This window comes from Devosia sp. A449 (genome assembly GCF_054489375.1).
Genome location: NZ_JBTMWU010000009.1, coordinates 79822 through 97594, shown reverse-complemented (window position 1 = coordinate 97594; position 17773 = coordinate 79822). Strand labels below are relative to the sequence as shown.

Genomic DNA, 17773 nt, shown 5'->3' with positions numbered 1-17773 from the left:
TTGGGCGCCCTTCGGGGCGCCTTTTTTGTTCAGGACAGGTCCACGACCTCCAACTCCTGCGCGCCGACGCTCACCACATCGCCCACCTGTTTGCCCATCAGCGCCCGCGCGATGGGCGAGACATAGGAGATCGAGCCAGCCTTGGGGTCGGCCTCGTCCTCGCCGACGATCCGATAGGTTTGCACGCGGCCGTCGTCGCGCTGGAAGGTCACCCTGCCACCGAAAGCCACCACGTCGCTGGTGGATGCCTGCGGCACCAGTTGCGCGGTGCGGACCCGGTCGGCGTAATAGCGCAGGTCGCGCAATGGCCCGGCGGCTTGCCGCCGCTTTTCGTTGACGTCCTCGATCAGCATCGCGGCGTCATAGGCCAGGCGCGCTGTTTCGAGTGCCTGTTCAAGCGCCGCGAGGCCCGCGGCGGTAACCAGGTTGGGCTCGGGAGAAATCGGCCGATCGGGCAGCAGGGTTTCCGAGGCCGTTTCGGCACTCTCTTCCTTGGTGAAAGCAACGCTCACGCAAATCTCCTTCTCGACGCAAGCCGGCGTCTGGGCTCCCATAGCCGCATTCGTTCGCGCCAGGCAAATCAGCGCAATCCAACCACGGTGTTTAACACTATTTTCGTTGCAGCAGCGCAGGGTATCGCTTTCAGCGAATACTGGCAGCCATGACTGGTCAATTCTTCGTATCTCTGTTCAACCCGGCAGTTGCGCTGCTGCTGGCCGTGGCTTTCTTCTTTCTGTGGAGCTACCGCAAGGATCGCGCCTACATCCTGTTTTCCGCCTGGGGCTTTGCCGCCTGCGCGGTGGGTTTTTTCATACAGGACGTCGCGCCGCTACCCGATTTCGGCGCCAGCAAGCTGCTGGCCAACGGGATGTATTATGCCTCGGTCACCCTGCTATGTGCCGCCACCATATCCCGGCGCGGTGCCGAGCTTCCATATCGGGCCTGGGCCGTTATCCTGACCTGCGGGATGATTTTTCTGGCCTGGTACACTTATGTCGAGGTCCGCCTCGACGCGCGCATCTATGCGGTGAACGGGACCATCGGCCTGGTGTTGGCGGTAACACTCTACGCTCTGGGCCGGCCACGGCGCGGCAATGTGGTGGATTATCTGGTCACCGGCATCACGGTGCTGGCGCTGCTCAACTTCATCCTGCGCCCGGCGCTGATCGTGCAGGATGGCTCGCGCTATACCAGCTATGAGGGCTTTCAGCAGTCGGTCTATTGGACGACGGTGCAGTTCGCCTCGTTCCTGCTGACCATCGGCGTCGCCCTGACCTTGATGGTGGCCATTGCCCTGGAGCTGATCGGCGAGCTGAAAACCGAATCCCGCACCGACAAACTCACCGGCCTGTTGAACCGGCGCGGCTTCGAGGACCAGGCCGATGAACGGCTGCAGGATTGCATCAAGGACGGCCGCCCCGCGATGATGGTGCTGGCCGATCTGGACCATTTCAAGTGGATCAATGACGCCCATGGTCACGCCTCCGGCGATGCGGTGATTGCGGCCTTTGGCGCCGATCTGCGCCAGGCCGCCGACAATCAGGCCATTATCGGCCGCATCGGCGGCGACGAATTCGCCATCCTGCTGCCCGACAGCCCGCAGGCGTCGGCCCATCTGTTCGTCGATCGGGTGCGCGCGGCATTCCGCGCCCGCGCTATCGAAGGCCTGTCGCGACAGACCGCGCTGACCGCCAGCTTTGGCATCTGTTCGCACCGGGCCGGCTCGAATTTCGATGATCTGGTCCGCAGTGCCGATGAGGCGCTCTATGCGGCCAAGCGCCAGGGGCGTGATCGCGCCACCCAGGCCAGCCTGCCGCATGCAACGGCCCTGCCCGGCCCCAAAATTGGCCGCTCCGTCGCGTAAGTTGGACGCTTGATCCTCAAGGAGGCGCAGCATGGACCGATTTACCGGCGGCTGCCTGTGCGGCAAGGTTCGATTGGTGGCCTTGGGTCGCCCCTACCGGGTCGGCATTTGTCATTGCCTCGATTGCCGCAAGCATCATGGCGCGCTGTTTCACGCCTCCGCGATTTTCCCGCAGGATGCAGTGACCATCACCGGCGAAACCAGCGACTATGCCGGACGCCATTTCTGCCCCCATTGCGGCTCATCGGTGTTCTCCCGCAGCGGCGACGAAATCGAAGTCCATCTCGGCGCCCTGGATGCCCCGGACCAGTTGCGGCCAGCTTATGAACTCTGGACCATCCGCCGCGAATCCTGGCTGCCGCCGTTTCCGCTGACGAAACGCTATGCGCGTGATCGCGACAGCACGGAACGCAGCGAAGACTAGGCAGCAAATGGCCCAGACAGGGTCAGCCGCGACGCGCCGCCTCGATGGCGGCGATGTCGATCTTTTTCATCGTCATCATGGCCTCGAAGGCGCGTTTGGCTTCAGCGCCACCGGCGGTCATCGCTTCGATGAGGGCGCGGGGGGTGATCTGCCAAGACAGGCCCCATTTGTCCTTGCACCAGCCGCACATGCTTTCCGCGCCGCCATTGCCGACAATGGCGTTCCAATAGCGGTCGGTCTCGGCCTGATCGTCAGTGGCGATCTGGAACGAGAAGGCTTCGTCATGCTTGAAGGCCGGTCCGCCATTGAGGCCGACGCAAGGGATGCCGCAGACGGTGAATTCGACGGTCAGCACGTCACCCTCCTTGCCGGATGGATTGTCGCTGGGCGCCCGGCGAACGGCGCTGACGGTGCTGTCGGGAAAGGTTTCGGCATAGAAGCGAGCGGCGGCTTCGGCGTCTTTGTCATACCAGATGCAGACGGTGTTCTTGGCGATTGCCATGGCTGGTTCCTTCCGTTCCAACGCCAATCAGGCCCAAGGCCGCCATTGGCTGGGTGTAGAAATCTATCACAATCGTAAATGCGCTCATGCGGAATCGCGTTCCAACCTTGGCGTGGAAGGCGCGGTCATCGGGGCCACGATTCCATACCAATCTGGGGTCAAAGTCAGACCAGTGTAGGACCACTCTCGACATTGCCTATGGATCGCTCCTAAGCTCCCATCCAGACGAACTCCATTTGCCAGCGGCCCATGCGAGATGGCCGGCGCAATGGAGCAACGTCTGGCGGCGTCAAGCTATTCGAGGTGCGGCTTGGCGCCCAGCGACAGCACCTCTGAGGGGAAGAGAATGCCAATGAAATTCACCCGCACCGTCTTCGCTGGCCTGGCTGCGGCCCTGCTCTCGACCGCGGTTGCGCTGCCGACCCAGGCCGCCCAGTTGCGCATGGCCTGGTCGCAGGATGCCACCGGGCTTGATCCGCATACGCAGCCGGCATTTTCGTCGCTGCGCCTGCTGGAATTGATCTATGAGCCGCTGGTGCGCCTCGATGCGGCGCTGGATGTCGTGCCGGCCGTGGCCGAATCGTGGAGCTTCTCCGATGACGGTCTGACCCTGACCTTCAAGCTCGACCCCGATGCCAAATTCAGCGACGGCGTAGCGGTCACTTCGGCGGACGTCAAAGCCTCGTTCGAGCGCCTGCTCGATGAAGCCACGGCGGCCGCAGCCCGCTCCAATTTCCTCTCCATCGCCTCTATCGACGCGCCCGATCCGGCCACCGTGGTGTTCACCCTGTCGCAGCAGGATGCGCCGCTGCTGGTCGCCATGGCGACGATCAACGCCGCCGTCGTCCCGGCAAAATCCATTGCTGACGGTTCTATCGGCACCACGACGTTGGGCTCGGGTCCGTTTGTCCTCGACCAGTGGGAGCCCAATTCCCGCGAAGTGCTGAGCGTCAACCCGCATTGGGCTGGTGGCAAGATCGCCTATGACGGCATCACCATTTCCGTGCTGCCGGACGAAACCGCCATTCTCGCCTCGCTGCGCGCTGGCCAGACCGATTTTGCCCTGCTCAACGATCCGCTGGTGGCGACACTCGTCCCCAATGAGCCCAATCTGCAGCTCAATGCCGTTCCGGGCCTCGCCTACAACGTGCTGCAGCTCAACCCGGCACGCACGCCAATGGACAATCTGCAGGTGCGCCAGGCCATCTCCTGCGCCGTGGACCGGCAGGACGTGCTCGACACCGCTCTCGTCGGCGAAGGCAAGGTCACTGGTCCGCTGACCATGCCGGCCTATGCCAGCGATCCGTCGACGCTGTTCTGCTACGAGCAGGATATCGAGAAGGCCAAGGCGCTGATGGCTGAATCCGGCGTGGATGGCTTTACCGCAAAAGTCATCGCCGCGACGGGAGAACCGCCAGTCGCCTCGGCCGAGGCCCAGGTGTTGCAGAGCCAGCTGGCCGAAATCGGCGTCACGCTGGAAATCGAGCTGATGGAACTCAACGTCTATGTCGACCGCTGGCTGGCCGGTGATTTCGACATGGCCGTCGCGCTCAATGGCGGCCGGCCCGACCCCTATTCGATGTATAACCGCTACTTCACCAAGGACGGCAATCTGCAAAAGGTGTCGAATTTCGCTGATGACGAGATCGACAGCCTGCTGCAGCAGGGGCGTATCGAAACCGACATCCCCAAGCGCAAGGAAATCTTCCAGAAGTTCGAAGCGCGGATCGCCGAGCTGGCGCCCTGGATCTGGCTGTCCACGTCCAACCTTTACACGGCGCAGCTGAAAACCGTGTCCGGCTACGAATCCTCGCCCACCGGAACGCTGTTCGGCCTCACCACCGTGAAGCTGGCTCCGTAAGCCAAAACTAACCGGGCGGGCCGCGAGGCCCGCCCTATTCCACAAAACGGGCTGGCTTTATGAATTATCTGGCACGGCGGCTGCTGACGTTTCCGCTGATCCTGCTCGGCGTGTCGCTGCTGGTCTTTTTCGCCATCCGCATGATCCCCGGCGACGCTATCATCGCCATGCTCGGCACCGAGGCGGGCCTGCTGACCCCGGCCCAGCGGCAGTCCCTCGCCGTCTATTTCGGCATCGATCAGCCGGTCGTGGTACAGTATGGCCGCTGGCTGGCCGGGCTGTTCGAAGGCAATCTGGGCATCTCGGTCACCTATGGCAAGCCGGTGCTGACGGTGATCCTCGAGCGTTTCCCGCTAACGCTGGAACTGGCGCTGCTGGCCATGATCATCGCGCTGGGCGCCGGCGTTCCGGCCGGGGTGCTTGCCGCCACCCATAATGAGCGGCCCACCGACATCTCCATGCGCGTGCTGGCCATGCTCGGCCAATCGACACCGGGCTTTGTCGTCGGCCTGCTGATCATTTACGTGCTGTCGGTGTATTTTGGCGTCATGCCGGCTACTGGCAGTTTTACCCCGCTCTGGGTCGATCCGTTGGCCAATCTCGGGCAGTTGATCTTTCCCGCCATCACGCTGGGCTTTGCCTTTGCCGCCTCGGTGACCCGAATTTCCCGCGCCGCCATGCTCGACGTGCTGAGCGACGACTATATCCGCACCGCCAGGGCCAAGGGCGTTCCCGCCCGCAACGTCATCTGGCGCCACGCGCTACCCAATGCGCTCATCCCCGTGGTGACACTGAGCGGCGTCGAATTTGGCTATCTGCTGGGCGGCGCGGTGATCGTCGAACAGATTTTCGCCCTGCCCGGCCTCGGCCGGCTGACGCTCGACGCCATCGGCCAGCGCGACTATGCGCTGGTGCAGGGCTGCGTACTGTTCATCGCGCTCAACTTCCTCATCGTCAATCTGCTGGTCGACCTGGCCTATGCCGCGCTCGATCCCCGCATCCGGCTGGGGGCACGCTGATGCGGATCCTTGCGGCCATCGCCCGCCATCCCACCGGCCGCATCGGTGCGGCTATCATCCTGCTTTATCTGCTGCTGGCCCTGTGCGGCACGCTCGGCTTCACCCCGCATAATCCGCTGCAGCAATTCCGCATCGACCGGCTTACCCCGCCCAGCGCCAGCTATTGGATGGGCACAGATCTGTTCGGTCGCGACACTGTCAGCCGGCTGATGGTCGGCATCGGCCAATCCTTCGTCATCGCCTTCGCCTCGGTGGGGCTGGCGACCCTGTTCGGCACGCTGATCGGTCTGCTGGCCGGCTGGTGGGGCGGCGCGCTCGATGGGCTGTTCATGCGCGCTATGGATGTGCTGTTGGCCTTCCCGGCCATTTTGCTGGCGCTGCTGATCATCGCCGTCACCGGCCCCGGCACCTTCACCAGCGTCGCCGCCATCGCCATTGTCTATACGCCGATCTTCGCCCGCGTGGTGCGCGGCCCCACCCTGTCGCTCAAGCAGCGCGATTTCGTCGATGCGGCCCGCACCTTCGGCAGCTCGCAACGCTATATCCTCACCCGCCATCTTCTGCTCAATCTGGTCGGCCCGCTGACCGTGCAGGTAACTTTGGCGCTGGCCTGGGCGCTGCTGACCGAGGCGGCGCTGAGCTTTCTCGGCCTCGGCACCCAGCCCCCAGCCCCTTCGCTCGGCCTGATGATGAGCGAGGCGCGCAATTTGATGCAGCAAGCCCCCTGGCTGCTGGCCTTCCCCGGCCTCACCATCATGCTCGGCATTCTCGGCTTCAACCTGTTCGGGGACGCGCTGCGCGACATTCTCGATCCCCGCACCCAGCAGAGGCCAGCATGACCCTGCTATCAGTGCGCGACCTGTCCGTCGCCTTCGGCCAGAACGCCGCCCCAGTGGTCAAGGGCGTCAGCTTCGACCTCAAGCCGGGCGAAACCCTCGCCATTGTCGGCGAAAGCGGTTCGGGCAAATCGGTGACCGCCTTGTCGATCAACCGTCTGGTCGATTTCGGCGGCGGCCGCATCGTCAGCGGCGCCATGGGTCTCACCCGCCCGGACGGCACGGCGCTCGATCTGGCGCAGGCCGAGGAGAAGACCCTCGAGACCATCCGCGGTCGCGAGATCGGCATGATCTTTCAGGAGCCGATGACCTCGCTCAATCCGGTCCACACCGTGGGCGCGCAGATTGAGGAGGCCTTCCGCCTGCATCGCGGGTTAGACGGTCAGGCGGCCCGGCTGGCCGCCAAAGACGCGCTCGACCGGGTGCGCATTGCCGACGCCGCCGCCCGCCTGCGCTATTATCCGCATCAGCTCTCCGGCGGCATGCGCCAGCGCATCATGATCGCCATGGCGTTGGCCGGCAATCCACGCCTGCTGATCGCCGACGAGCCGACCACGGCACTCGATGTCACGGTACAGGCGCAGATCATGGCGCTACTGGCCGAACTGAAAGCCGAAACCGGCATGGCGATGATCTTCATCACCCATGATATCGGCCTAGTCGCCGGCATCGCCGATCATGTGCTGGTGATGCAGAACGGCGAAGTGGTGGAACAGGGCAAGCTCGACACCGTGCTCGACGCCCCCCAGCACGACTACACCCGCCATTTGCTGCAAGCCGTGCCACATTTCAGCGGCGGTCAGGCGGTGCGCGTCGATGGCACCCGCGCAGCAGACGAACAGCCGGTGGTCGCCGTCAGCAACCTCATGGTGCGATTCCCGGTCCGACGCGGCCTGTTCTCCCGCAATGCCGGCGCCGTCCACGCCGTGGAGGGCGTCGATTTCGACCTCGTGCGCGGCGAAACCCTCGGCATTGTCGGCGAAAGCGGTTCCGGCAAATCCACCATCGCCCGCGCCATTCTCGGGCTGGTCACCAAGGCCGGCGGCAGTATCACCGCCGCCGCCAGCAAGCCCGGCAGCCGACCAATCCAGATGGTGTTTCAGGACCCCTTCGCCTCGCTCAATCCGCGCCTCAATGTGCAAAGCCTGCTCGCCGAGCCGGCCATCGCTGCCGGCCGGCGCATCGACGCGGCCTTGCATGAGCGCATGACCTTCCTGCTCGAACGCGTCGGCCTGCCCCCCGATTGCCTGCCTCGCTATCCGCATCAATTCTCCGGCGGCCAGCGCCAGCGGCTCTGCATCGCCCGTGCGCTGATGCTCAATCCCGATGTGGTGGTGCTGGACGAGGCGGTCTCGGCGCTCGACGTCTCGGTGCAGGCGCGGGTGCTCGATCTGCTGATCGATCTGCAACGCGAATTCGGCCTCGCCTATCTGTTCATCTCGCATGACATGGCCGTGGTGGAGCGCATTTCCCATCGCGTGGCGGTCATGTATGCCGGCCAGATCGTCGAAATCGGCGCCGCCCGAGCCGTGCTGTCGCAGCCGCGCCACAGCTATACCAAGCGCCTGATCGCCGCCGTGCCCGATATGGATCGTCGCCGCCAGCATTACGGCATCGACACCGCGCCGGTGCCCTCGCTGGTCCGGCCGCGCGGCTACGAGCCGCCGCCAGCCGACTGGGCCAGTATCGGCCCCGACCATCTCGTTCGCGTGGAGCCAGCATGAGCCTGCAAACGGTCTTCGACCGCGCCTTTTTCTCATTGACCGAAGCCGTCGACAGCGGCCGCATTCCCGGCGGCGTGCTGGGGTTGATCGATGCGTCCGGGCAGCGGCTGACCCGCGCCATCGGGTTGGCGCAGCGCGTGCCGACAAGCCGCCCGATGACCGAGTCCACTTGGTTCGATCTCGCCTCGCTGACCAAGGTGCTGTTCACCACGCCACGCATTTTGGCGCTGGCCGAGGCCGGCACCATCGATCTCGATGCGCCGCTCACCAGCGTCATTCCCGATTTCGCGCAATACAATCCAGACAACTGGCAGCGCAAAATCACCTTTCGCCAATGCCTCGGCCACCAGACGCCCCTGCCCGGCGTCTTTCCGCTCTACACCTATGGCGACGATCCCAATCGGCTGCGCCATTTCGTGCTGCAACGCGATTGGCAAGCCGGCCCCGCCGTCTATTCCGACATCAATTTCATCCTGCTCGGCATCGCCATCGAGCGCCTGAGCGGCCAGACCATGCGCGCTATCGATCCCGGTCCCGGCTTTGCCTGGTCGGCTGACCCAGCCGAAGCCGCCGCCACCGAAAGCGACCCGTGGCGGGGTCGGGTTGTCTGCGGCGAGGTGCATGACGAAAACTGTTTTGCCCTCGCCGGCTCCGGCCATGCTGGCTTGTTCGGCACAGTCGGCTCCGTGCTCGATTTCGCCCATGGCGCCCTCAACGCCACCACGCTGTCGCCGCAGATCGTGACCCAGATGCGCACCCCGCTGTCAGCCCGCCGCACCCATGGCTGGGAGCGCCCCTATGAGGGCTGGTCCGGCGGCGAGCAGTGTTCACCCGAAACCATCGGCCACACCGGCTTTACCGGTACCGGCCTGTGGCTGGATTTTGCCCATGGCCGCGCCTGGACCCTGCTGACCAACCGCGTCCACCCCACGCGCCATTTCGACAGCGGCATTCTCGCCCTGCGCCGCGCCGTCGGCGACGCTATCAACCAGAACTGAGGAGGGCTCCATGGACCCGATCTGGACCATTGGCCTGATGACCGGCACCGTGCTCGACGGCAATATCGACATCGCCATGCTCAAGACCGATGGCGAAATCATTGAGCGCTTCGGCCCCTATACGCTGGCGCCCTATAGCGCCGAAGTGCGGGCGCTGCTGGAGGAAACCCTGGCGCAGGCCCGTCAATGGAATTTCACCGGCCCGGAGCCGGAAATCTTCGCCCGCGCCGAGGATGCGCTGACCCGCGCCCAGTCCAAAGCCGTGCTCGACTTCGCCGCCGCCAACAACATGCAGATGAGCGATATCGGTACTGTCGGCTTCCACGGCCAATCGGTGCTGCATCGCGCGCCCCAGCCCACCCGCATTGGCGACACCCGCCAATTGGGCAATGGCACCCTCATGCATCAACTGCTCGGCACGCGCGTGGTCTATGATTTCCGCAGTGCTGACGTGCGCGCCGGCGGCCAAGGCGCACCGCTCGCCGCCGCCTATCACCAGGCTTTGCTGCGCGGCCTCGACACCAGTGGCGACACCGCCGTGCTCAATTTGGGTGGCGTCGCCAATATCACCTGGTGGGATGGCGCCGAGCGGCTGATCGCCTTCGATACCGGCCCGGCCAACGCCCCGCTCAATGACTTCGTCAAGGCGAACGGCCAGGGCGAAATGGACCGCGACGGCGTGCTTGGCGCGCGCGGCACGGTGGATGAAGCCCGGCTGGCCCGCCTGCTTGAACACCCCTATCTGACCGTCCCCGCTCCCAAATCGCTCGACCGTTTCGACTTTTCGTCCAGCATGGCCGATGGCCTCGATCTTGAAACCGGCGCGGCCACCCTGACCGCGTTTACCGCTGCCGCCGTCGGCAAGGCGCTGGACCTGCTGCCGCAGCGCCCCAAACGGCTGATCGTCGCCGGCGGCGGTCGCCACAATCCGACTTTGATGAAAATGCTGGCCGAACGCGCCGGTGTCGAAGCGGTGAATGCCGACAGCGTCGGCTGGCGTGGCGATGCCGTCGAAGCCGAATGCTTCGCCTTCCTCGCCGCCCGCGTGCTACGCGGCCTGCCGATCAGTTTTCCGACCACGACTGGGGTGCCCGAGCCGATGACCGGCGGGCAGATCGCGGGGTAAGCTCCCCAACGCCCCCCCAAACTCGATGTCACCCCGGCGAAAGCCGGGGCCCATCCTGAGATTGTGCCGGTGATTGCATCTCGGGATGGGTCCCGGCTCAAGGCCGGGATGACACCGGGGGTGTGGTCCCTAAAGCACCTTCATCAAAAAGCTGCGTGTCTGCCCCTTAGGAAAATCCGGCAACTGCCCAAACACCGCATAGCCCTGCCGCTCATACACTTTCAGTGCCACCGGATTGAACGTATCGATATGCGCGCCATGGCAGCCGCGTTGCCGCGCCTCCTCCTCGGCCGCAGCCAGCATCCGCCCGGCCCAGCCGCCGCCACGCTGATCCTCGGCCAGCCACAGCCATTGCACATAGAGCCACCCCCAGGCGGTATAGCCCGACAACCCGCCCACCAATTCGCCGGTCTCGTCGCGCAGCAACACCGCGAGCGCCAGCCGCTCCGATGGCCCCACATCGCCATCGTTGAAGCGGGCCAGATTGTCGCCGATGCTGGCCAGCTCCGTGCTGGTCGGCGTGGCGGTGACGGACAGGGCATTGGACATAAGAGCTACTCGGGCATGGGGCGAATAAAGTGGCCATCCGCCACCTGCCGGATGTCCGGCTGCGGCAGCGCCGCCTGCCGACGAATGGTCTCGATGCGGTCAAGTTCATCGGCAAACGGGGTTTCGGCAAAGCGCCGGTCCGGATCGGGCACCGCCGACAGCAACAGCCGCGTATAGGGATGCTGGGGATTGTTCAGCACGCTTTCCATCCGCCCCCATTCCACGATCTGCCCGGCATACATCACCATGATGTCCTCGGCCACATAGCGGGCCGTGGCGATGTCGTGGGTGATATAGAGCAGCGCCAGCCCGAGTTGCGCCTTCATGTCGTTGAGCAGGTTGAGAATGCCCAGCCGCACCGACACGTCGAGCATCGAGGTTGGCTCGTCGGCCACGATCACCTGCGGATTGACCGCCAGTGCCCTTGCGATGCTGATGCGCTGGCGCTGCCCGCCCGATAGCTCATAGGGATATTTCGCCATCACCTGCGCCGGGTCGAGTTTCACCCGCTCCAACAGCTCTTCGATGGCCGCCTGCCGCTGCGCCTTGCCGAGACCGCGCTGATGCAGCCGTAGCGGCCGCTCGAGATGGTAGCGGATGGTGTGGGCCGGATTGAGCGATGAAAACGGGTCCTGAAACACCATCTGCACCGAGGCACGATAGGCCTTGATAGCCTTGGCGTCGCCCTTGCCCAGCGGCACGCCCCGAAACAGCAATTGCCCGCCATCGGGGCGGTATTCGCGCATGATCAGCCGCGCCGCCGTGGTCTTGCCCGAGCCCGACTCCCCCACCAAAGCCAGCGTGCGGCCCGCATGCAGCGCAAACGACACGTCGCGCGCGGCATGGACCGGCCGGTCGGTATGGCCGAAGATTTTCGACACCTTGTCCAGCGCCAGAATGGGTGGCGTGTCGCTCATGCCCCGGTCTCCAGCTGGATTTGCGCGCCATGCAGCTTGGGCATCGAAGCCCAAAGCTTGCGGGTATAGTCATGCTGGGGCGCGTGATAGATGGTCTTGGCGTCGTTGACCTCCACTAGCTCGCCTTCGAGCATGATGCCGATCCGGTCGCTCACCTGCACCATCAGCCCCAGATCATGGGTGATGAACAGCACCACAAATCCCAACTCCTTGCGCAATTTGTCGATGCGCTGCAGGATTTCGCGTTGCACCACCACGTCGAGCGCCGTGGTCGGCTCGTCCATGATCAGCAGCTTGGGGCTCAGCGCCAGGCAGATGGCAATGACGATGCGTTGCCGCATGCCGCCCGAGCATTGATGCGGATAGGCCGACAGCCGGTCCGGCGAAATATCGACCAGTTTCAGCAGCTCGACGGCACGCGCATGGGCTTCGTCCCGGCCCATGTTCAGATGCGCCTTGAGCACGTCGTGGAACTGCGCCTCGATGGTCAGCACCGGATTGAGCGAGTTCATGGCGCTCTGAAACACCATGGCGACCTCGCGCCAGCGGAACCGGCGCAGCGCCTCATCATCGAGTGCCAGCACATCGCGGCCACCGACGAGAATCTGGCTACCAGTGCGGATCAGCGCCGGAGGCCGATGCAGGCGGCTGACGGCGAAGGCGATAGTGCTCTTGCCGCAACCGGATTCGCCGGCCAGCCCGAAGAATTCACCGGGCGCGATATCGAAGCTGACATTCTTGACCGCATGGAAATCAGTTTCCGCCCCGACATAGTCGATGCTGAGATTGCGGATGGAAAGGACGGGTTCGCTCATAGCTTGCCCTCCCCAAGACGGACCATGCGGGTCCAGCGGTACAGCATGCCCCCGGTGCGCAGTCGCGGATTGGCGATTTCGTCGATGGCGAAATTGATCAGCGCCAGTCCCAGCCCCAATACCGCCAGCGCCACGCAGGGCGACAGCAGATCCCACCACGCCCCCACCGACAGCGCCGAAGCGTTCTGCGCGTTATACAGCATGATACCCCATGACACGGTATTGGGATCGCCCAGCCCAAGAAATTCCAGCGTCGCCTCGGTGATGATGGCGAAAATGACACTGCCGATGAAGTTGATCCCAACGATAGAAATCAGATTAGGAAACACCTCGAACGCCATGATCCGCCAGCTGGATTCTCCCAGCATCTCCGCCGACTTCACATAGTCGCGCTGGCGAATGGAGAGCGTTTCCGAGCGGGTGACGCGCACGCCCCAGGCCCATGAGGTGAAGCCGAGGATGAGGGCGATCACCAGCGGGCTGGCTTGGCCGATGAAGGCCGCCAGCACCAGCAGCAGCGGCAGGTTGGGCACCACCAGCACCATGTTGGTGAAGAAGTTGATGACTTCGTCGATCACGCCACCCTTATAGCCGGCGATGATGCCCAGCACCGTGCCGATCAGCGTGATCAGCAGTCCGGCGCCAAAGCCAACTGCAAGCGACACCCGCGCCCCATAAAGCAACCGGGTGAACACGTCATGCCCCAGCCTTGTCGTGCCCAGCCAATGGTCGGCAGATGGCGGCTGATGTGGCCGGCCGACCCGCTGGGTCGGGCTATATTCGGTCAGCAGCGGGGCAAACACCGCCGCCAGGATGACCAGGATCAGGATGCACACCCCGACCATGGCCTTCTTGTTGTGCAGCAATTGGCGCAGCAGGGTCATCGCTCACGCCCCCTTGAGACGTGGATCGAGCAGCACATAGCTCAGATCGACGACAAAATTGGCGACCAGCATGGCCGCAGTCATGATCAGCAACTGGCCCTGGATCACCGGATAGTCGCGCGCCAGAATGGCCTGATACAGCGTATTGCCGAGCCCGGGATAGTTGAACACCACCTCGGTCACCAGCGAGCCGCCCAGAATAGTGCCAACGGCGATGGCGAGGCTCGATACCGTGGGCAGCAGCGCGTTACGCGCCGCATACCACACCATCACCCGCTCATCGGACAGCCCCTTGGCGCGGCCCATCACGATATAGTCCTCACCCAAGAGGTTAATCATGTTGTTGCGCATGGTCATGGCAAAGCCGCCGGTCAGCACCACCACCAGCGTCAGCATCGGCAGCGTGCCGTGATAGATCACGCTGGAGATGTATTCCCAGGTCAGCCCCGGATCGAGCATCGGATCGGCGGCATAGCCATTGGGAAACCAGCGCAGCGTGTAGCCGAACACAAACAACACGATCAGCGACACCACGACGGCTGGGACGGAACTGGAAAAAATCGCCGCCACCGAGACCACGGAATCGAACCAGGTGGCGCGGCGCCACGCCGCCATCACCCCGAGCAGCGAGCCGACGACGAAACTGATCAGCGTCGCCAACCCCACCAGCAGCAGGGTCCACACCAGCGCCCGGCCCAGCAGATCGGTCACCGGCAGCGGGAAATACTTGATCGAGCGGCCCAGATCGCCGGTGAACACGCTTTTGAGATAGGCCAGATATTGTTCGCCGATCGGCGCGTCGATGAAGCCGAAGGTCAGCTTGAGCGCGTTGAGATTTTCCAGCGACAGCTCCGAGCCGGCGCTGGCGAACATGATCTCGATCGGATCACCCGGCATCAGCCGGGGCAGGAAGAAATTGATGGTGGCGGCGGCCAGAAACGCCGCGAGATAAAATGCCAGGCGCCGGAGCAGAAAGGCCATGATGTCTCCCCTTCCGGAGGTGGGGACGCGCCGTGGCGCGCCCCCGGAACGCTATTTCGCCACCGGACGCAGCGCCAGCAGCTGGATCAGCCGGCCCGGATTGGCGTTGGACACCACCGGCGAGATGAACGGACTGTCCGCATCGGCCCAGCCGGTGAAGCGCGTCGTGTTGTATTCGTAGAAGGACGGGCTGTTATAGACCGGGATCACCGGCATGGCCTCGGCCACGATCAGCTGCACCTTGTCCATGATGGTCTTCTGCTCGGCCGGGTCCTTGCTCTGCGAATACTGCTCGAGCAAATCCATCACCTCGGCATTTTCCCAATGCGGCGCGGTGAAGCGGCTCTTGCCGAAATCATCAGGATTAAACGACCGGCGGTAGGGGAAATAGGGGTCCGCCGCCGACGCCAGCGCGTTCAGCGTCATCGAATATTTGCCCGCGATCAGGTCGGAGGTCCACACCGCGGCTTCCGGCGTGCTCATTTTCACGTTGAGGCCGGCTTCCTTGAGGCTCTCCATGGTGATCTGCACCGCGTCGATCCAGTCGGTCCAGCCATTGGGCACTTCGATATCGATGGCGATCGCCGAGCCATCGGGATTGTCGCGGAAACCATCGCTGTCGGCGTCGACATAGCCCGAGGAATCCAGCAGCGCCACGCCGGCCGCCATGTCGAATTTGCCATATTGGCCGAACTGGGTTGCCACTTCCGGGTTGGCAAAGCTCTTGTAGAGTTCGCCCAGCATGGACGGGTCGTCATTGACCAGCGGATAGCCATAGCCGGCGATGTCGACGATGGTCTGGCGGTCGACCAGCATGCTGAGCGCGCGACGGAAGTTCACATCGTTGAACGCCTTGCGGTTATTCTCGTCCGGCGTGACCATGCTGAGCTGGAACGACACCAGGCTCGACGGCGTGAACCAGTATTTATGGTGCTCGGGGTCCTTGGCAACGAACGTATTGTCGATGTCGGGAATAAAGCTCGTCGCCCAGTCCAGCGTGCCTTCGGCCAAAGCCGCCAGCACCTGCGGGTTGTCGGCCAGCTGCGGCAACCGCATGCAGTCGACGGCCAGCGTCGCTGCGTCCCAATAATTCGGGTTGCGGCACTGCTCATAGACCTGCGGCGTGAAGCGGGTGATTTCCGTCAGCGGGCCGGAGCCGACCGGGGTTTCATTGGCAAAGGTCACCGGGTCGTCGATGCTTGCCCAGATATGCTCGGGCACGATGGGCATGCCGACAATGGTGTTGGCAATCAGCGAGTTGGGCTCGTTGAGGTTGAAGCGCACGGTGCGCTCATCGACTTTTTCCACCGAGGCCAGCAGCCCGGTGACCGAGATGAAATCCAGCGCCGGGAATTTCTTGATATAGTCATAGGTGAAAACCACGTCGTCGGCGGTCAGCGCCTCGCCATCCGACCATTTCAGCCCATCGCGCAGGGTGAAGGTGATGGATTTGAGGTCATCAGCCAGCGCAAAGCTCTCCGCCAGGCGGAAATGCGGCTCATTGGCCTTGAGGCGGTTGAACACCACCAGCGGCTCATAGACGAAATCCAGCGTGGTGGCGCGGGCCGTGGTCTGGCCAAAGGGGTTGAAATTGCGCACCCAGGTGGTGGTCTGTTCCGAGCTGGCCGTCAGCACGGCTTGCGCACTTGCCGGCGCCACCGTGGCCAGAAGCGCCGCGGATACAGCCGCGATCAGCGATGTTCTAAGCATTCCTGTCTCTCCTCTGCTGTTGCGGCTCCATCAGGCGAAGCCGTTCTCCCTGAAAATCTGCTCCACTTCGGCGTGGAGCGCCTGCACGTCGACGCGGGTGGTGCCGAGCCGGGCCTGGGCCCGGGCAATGCGGCCGAGGCTGGCCTCGGTCAGCGGCCGCGCCGCATGGGCTGCTGCCGCACTGGCCGCCAGATCGCCTTGGCTATGCAGGGCAATGTCGTAACCGGCGTCGAGCGCGCCGCGCACCCGTTCGGGCCATGTGCCTTTGAGCGCCTCCATGGTGAGGCAATCGGTGATCAGCACGCCATCATAGCCAAGCTCGCGGCGGATCAGCTCACAGACCAGTGGCGATACCGAGGCCGGAAGTTCGGTGTCGATCTGGGTGAAGATCAAATGCGCCACCATGGCCCAGGGCGTATCCCTGAGCGCCATGAAGGGGCGGAAATCCGTGCCCCGCATATCCTCGACGCTGGCATCGACCACCGGGCAATCGAAATGCGGATCGACCGTCACCCGGCCATAGCCAGGAATATGCTTCATGATCGGCATCTGACCGACCTCCAGCATGGCGTCGACAACCACCTGCCCCATGGCGATCACCAGCTCGGGATCGTCGCCAAAAGCGCGCTGGCCGATCACGTCATGCGTGCCCGGTCGCGCCAGATCCAGCACCGGGGTGGTGCCGCTGCCGATGGTCAGCTCGGTCATCATCGCGCCCATGGCCAGCGTCGATAGCCGCATGGCGCGCTTGCCCAGCTCAAGATCCTTGCGCGCCAGCGCCCCAAAACTGCCGAGACTCCGAAACAGCGGCCAATTGCCATTGTCGAGCCGCTGCACCCTGCCGCCTTCCTGATCGATATAAACCGGCGCATCCGCCCGCCCCACCGCTTCGCGGAACTGGACGCAGAGGCGCTTGATCTGCTCGGGATTGTCGAGATTGCGCCGGAACAGGAACAGCCCGAACGGGTTGGCCTCGCGGAAAAACGCAATCTCGGAGGCGGAGAGTTCGAGCCCGGGCATGCCGACGAACAAAGCGAGTGGCGTGGTGGTCATGGTCACCCAGCGGTTTCTGGTTTGGCTTTGAGGCGCAGCAGGCCCTGATAGATATCCTCCTTGTCGGCCGGAATGGGCATGGCGCCCACGGCGTTGACATAGAAATCCACCGGACCAGCCGAGCCGATAATGGCATAGGCATAGCCCTGCGCCTTCATGGCGATCAGGGTGTGATAAAATAAAGCCAGGCCAATGCCCTTGCCGCGCTGGGTCTCGGACACCCCGGTCGGGCCGAAAAAGCCGCGCGCCGTGGCGTCGTAGCAGGCAAAGCCCACCAGTTCCCCGTCAACCACGGCGATCAGGCAACCCGGCGGCTGGTGCGCCATGGCGGCGCTGACTTCGCTCACCCAATATTCGCTGAAATGGGCACGAACCCAGTCCTTGATGATGTGCTGCTCGGGCGGCAGCGCCACCCGGATCACCGCCCCTACCCCCTCGACGCGCTGGCGCAAGGCGTCCAGTTGGCGACTATGGAGATTGGCGAGCAGATCCATCGATCAATCCTCCAAT

18 protein-coding genes are annotated in these 17773 nt (G+C 63.8%); 8 read left to right on the top strand and 10 right to left on the bottom strand.

Annotated elements, in window-relative coordinates:
- Window positions 1-29: 29 nt before the first annotated feature.
- Window positions 30-512 carry a transcription elongation factor GreA gene (gene greA / locus ACX3OW_RS19585; protein ID WP_459097473.1) on the bottom strand — a complete coding sequence of 161 codons (483 nt, stop codon included), beginning with the start codon at window positions 510-512 and terminating at the stop codon, window positions 30-32.
- A gap of 149 nt (window positions 513-661) precedes the next feature.
- Between greA and ACX3OW_RS19580 the strand changes: the two genes are divergently transcribed.
- Both ACX3OW_RS19580 and ACX3OW_RS19575 read left to right on the top strand, forming a co-directional pair.
- On the top strand, window positions 662-1864 hold the full coding sequence (locus tag ACX3OW_RS19580; RefSeq protein ID WP_459097472.1) for a GGDEF domain-containing protein: 1203 nt from the start codon (window positions 662-664) through the stop codon (window positions 1862-1864).
- Between the two features lie 31 nt (window positions 1865-1895).
- Window positions 1896-2288 (top strand): GFA family protein, encoded by a 393-nt coding sequence (locus tag ACX3OW_RS19575; protein ID WP_459097471.1) that lies wholly within the window; start codon window positions 1896-1898, stop codon window positions 2286-2288.
- 22 nt (window positions 2289-2310) lie between these two features.
- Here the strand turns inward: ACX3OW_RS19575 and ACX3OW_RS19570 are convergent, their stop codons facing one another.
- Entirely contained in the window at window positions 2311-2790 is a 480-nt protein-coding gene (locus ACX3OW_RS19570) for a VOC family protein (protein WP_459097470.1), read from the bottom strand.
- A 346-nt stretch (window positions 2791-3136) separates the two neighbouring features.
- On the opposite strand from ACX3OW_RS19570, the gene ACX3OW_RS19565 reads away from it, so the two are divergent.
- The 6 genes from ACX3OW_RS19565 to ACX3OW_RS19540 are packed head-to-tail and all read left to right on the top strand — an operon-like array spanning window position 3137 to window position 10354.
- On the top strand, window positions 3137-4651 hold the full coding sequence (locus tag ACX3OW_RS19565; RefSeq protein WP_459097469.1) for an ABC transporter substrate-binding protein: 1515 nt from the start codon (window positions 3137-3139) through the stop codon (window positions 4649-4651).
- A 59-nt stretch (window positions 4652-4710) separates the two neighbouring features.
- Window positions 4711-5670 carry an ABC transporter permease gene (locus tag ACX3OW_RS19560; protein ID WP_459097468.1) on the top strand — a complete coding sequence of 320 codons (960 nt, stop codon included), beginning with the start codon at window positions 4711-4713 and terminating at the stop codon, window positions 5668-5670.
- Window positions 5670-6509: an ABC transporter permease gene (locus ACX3OW_RS19555; protein WP_459097467.1), complete on the top strand. Its 840-nt coding sequence runs from the start codon at window positions 5670-5672 to the stop codon at window positions 6507-6509. Before ACX3OW_RS19560 ends, ACX3OW_RS19555 begins: the two co-directional genes overlap by 1 nt.
- A complete protein-coding gene (locus ACX3OW_RS19550) occupies window positions 6506-8230 on the top strand; it encodes an ABC transporter ATP-binding protein (RefSeq protein ID WP_459097466.1) in 1725 nt (574 codons plus the stop codon). The genes ACX3OW_RS19555 and ACX3OW_RS19550 overlap by 4 nt, the downstream gene beginning before the upstream one ends.
- Window positions 8227-9228, top strand: a complete 1002-nt coding sequence (locus ACX3OW_RS19545) for a serine hydrolase domain-containing protein (RefSeq protein WP_459097465.1) — start codon at window positions 8227-8229, stop codon at window positions 9226-9228. Before ACX3OW_RS19550 ends, ACX3OW_RS19545 begins: the two co-directional genes overlap by 4 nt.
- Window positions 9229-9238: 10 nt before the next feature.
- Window positions 9239-10354 carry an anhydro-N-acetylmuramic acid kinase gene (locus tag ACX3OW_RS19540; RefSeq protein ID WP_459097464.1) on the top strand — a complete coding sequence of 372 codons (1116 nt, stop codon included), beginning with the start codon at window positions 9239-9241 and terminating at the stop codon, window positions 10352-10354.
- Window positions 10355-10483: 129 nt separating this feature from the next.
- Here the strand turns inward: ACX3OW_RS19540 and ACX3OW_RS19535 are convergent, their stop codons facing one another.
- Genes ACX3OW_RS19535 through ACX3OW_RS19500 form a run of 8 tightly spaced genes read right to left on the bottom strand, consistent with a single transcriptional unit; the run spans window position 10484 to window position 17757 of the window.
- Window positions 10484-10903 (bottom strand): GNAT family N-acetyltransferase, encoded by a 420-nt coding sequence (locus tag ACX3OW_RS19535; protein WP_459097463.1) that lies wholly within the window; start codon window positions 10901-10903, stop codon window positions 10484-10486.
- Window positions 10904-10908: 5 nt separating this feature from the next.
- Window positions 10909-11820: an ABC transporter ATP-binding protein gene (locus ACX3OW_RS19530; protein WP_459097462.1), complete on the bottom strand. Its 912-nt coding sequence runs from the start codon at window positions 11818-11820 to the stop codon at window positions 10909-10911.
- Complete coding sequence (locus tag ACX3OW_RS19525) at window positions 11817-12635, bottom strand: ABC transporter ATP-binding protein (protein WP_459097461.1); 819 nt, start codon at window positions 12633-12635, stop codon at window positions 11817-11819. Before ACX3OW_RS19525 ends, ACX3OW_RS19530 begins: the two co-directional genes overlap by 4 nt.
- Entirely contained in the window at window positions 12632-13510 is an 879-nt protein-coding gene (locus ACX3OW_RS19520; RefSeq protein ID WP_459097527.1) for an ABC transporter permease, read from the bottom strand. Before ACX3OW_RS19520 ends, ACX3OW_RS19525 begins: the two co-directional genes overlap by 4 nt.
- 12 nt (window positions 13511-13522) lie before the next feature.
- Window positions 13523-14500, bottom strand: coding sequence for an ABC transporter permease (locus ACX3OW_RS19515; RefSeq protein WP_459097460.1), 978 nt, complete (start codon window positions 14498-14500; stop codon window positions 13523-13525).
- Between the two features lie 51 nt (window positions 14501-14551).
- The gene (locus ACX3OW_RS19510; RefSeq protein ID WP_459097459.1) at window positions 14552-16210 is read right to left on the bottom strand and encodes an ABC transporter substrate-binding protein; all 1659 of its coding nucleotides are present in this window, start codon (window positions 16208-16210) and stop codon (window positions 14552-14554) included.
- A gap of 30 nt (window positions 16211-16240) precedes the next feature.
- Window positions 16241-17263: a glycoside hydrolase family 3 N-terminal domain-containing protein gene (locus ACX3OW_RS19505; RefSeq protein WP_459097458.1), complete on the bottom strand. Its 1023-nt coding sequence runs from the start codon at window positions 17261-17263 to the stop codon at window positions 16241-16243.
- A gap of 2 nt (window positions 17264-17265) precedes the next feature.
- Entirely contained in the window at window positions 17266-17757 is a 492-nt protein-coding gene (locus ACX3OW_RS19500; RefSeq protein WP_459097457.1) for a GNAT family N-acetyltransferase, read from the bottom strand.
- Window positions 17758-17773 lie beyond the last annotated feature (16 nt).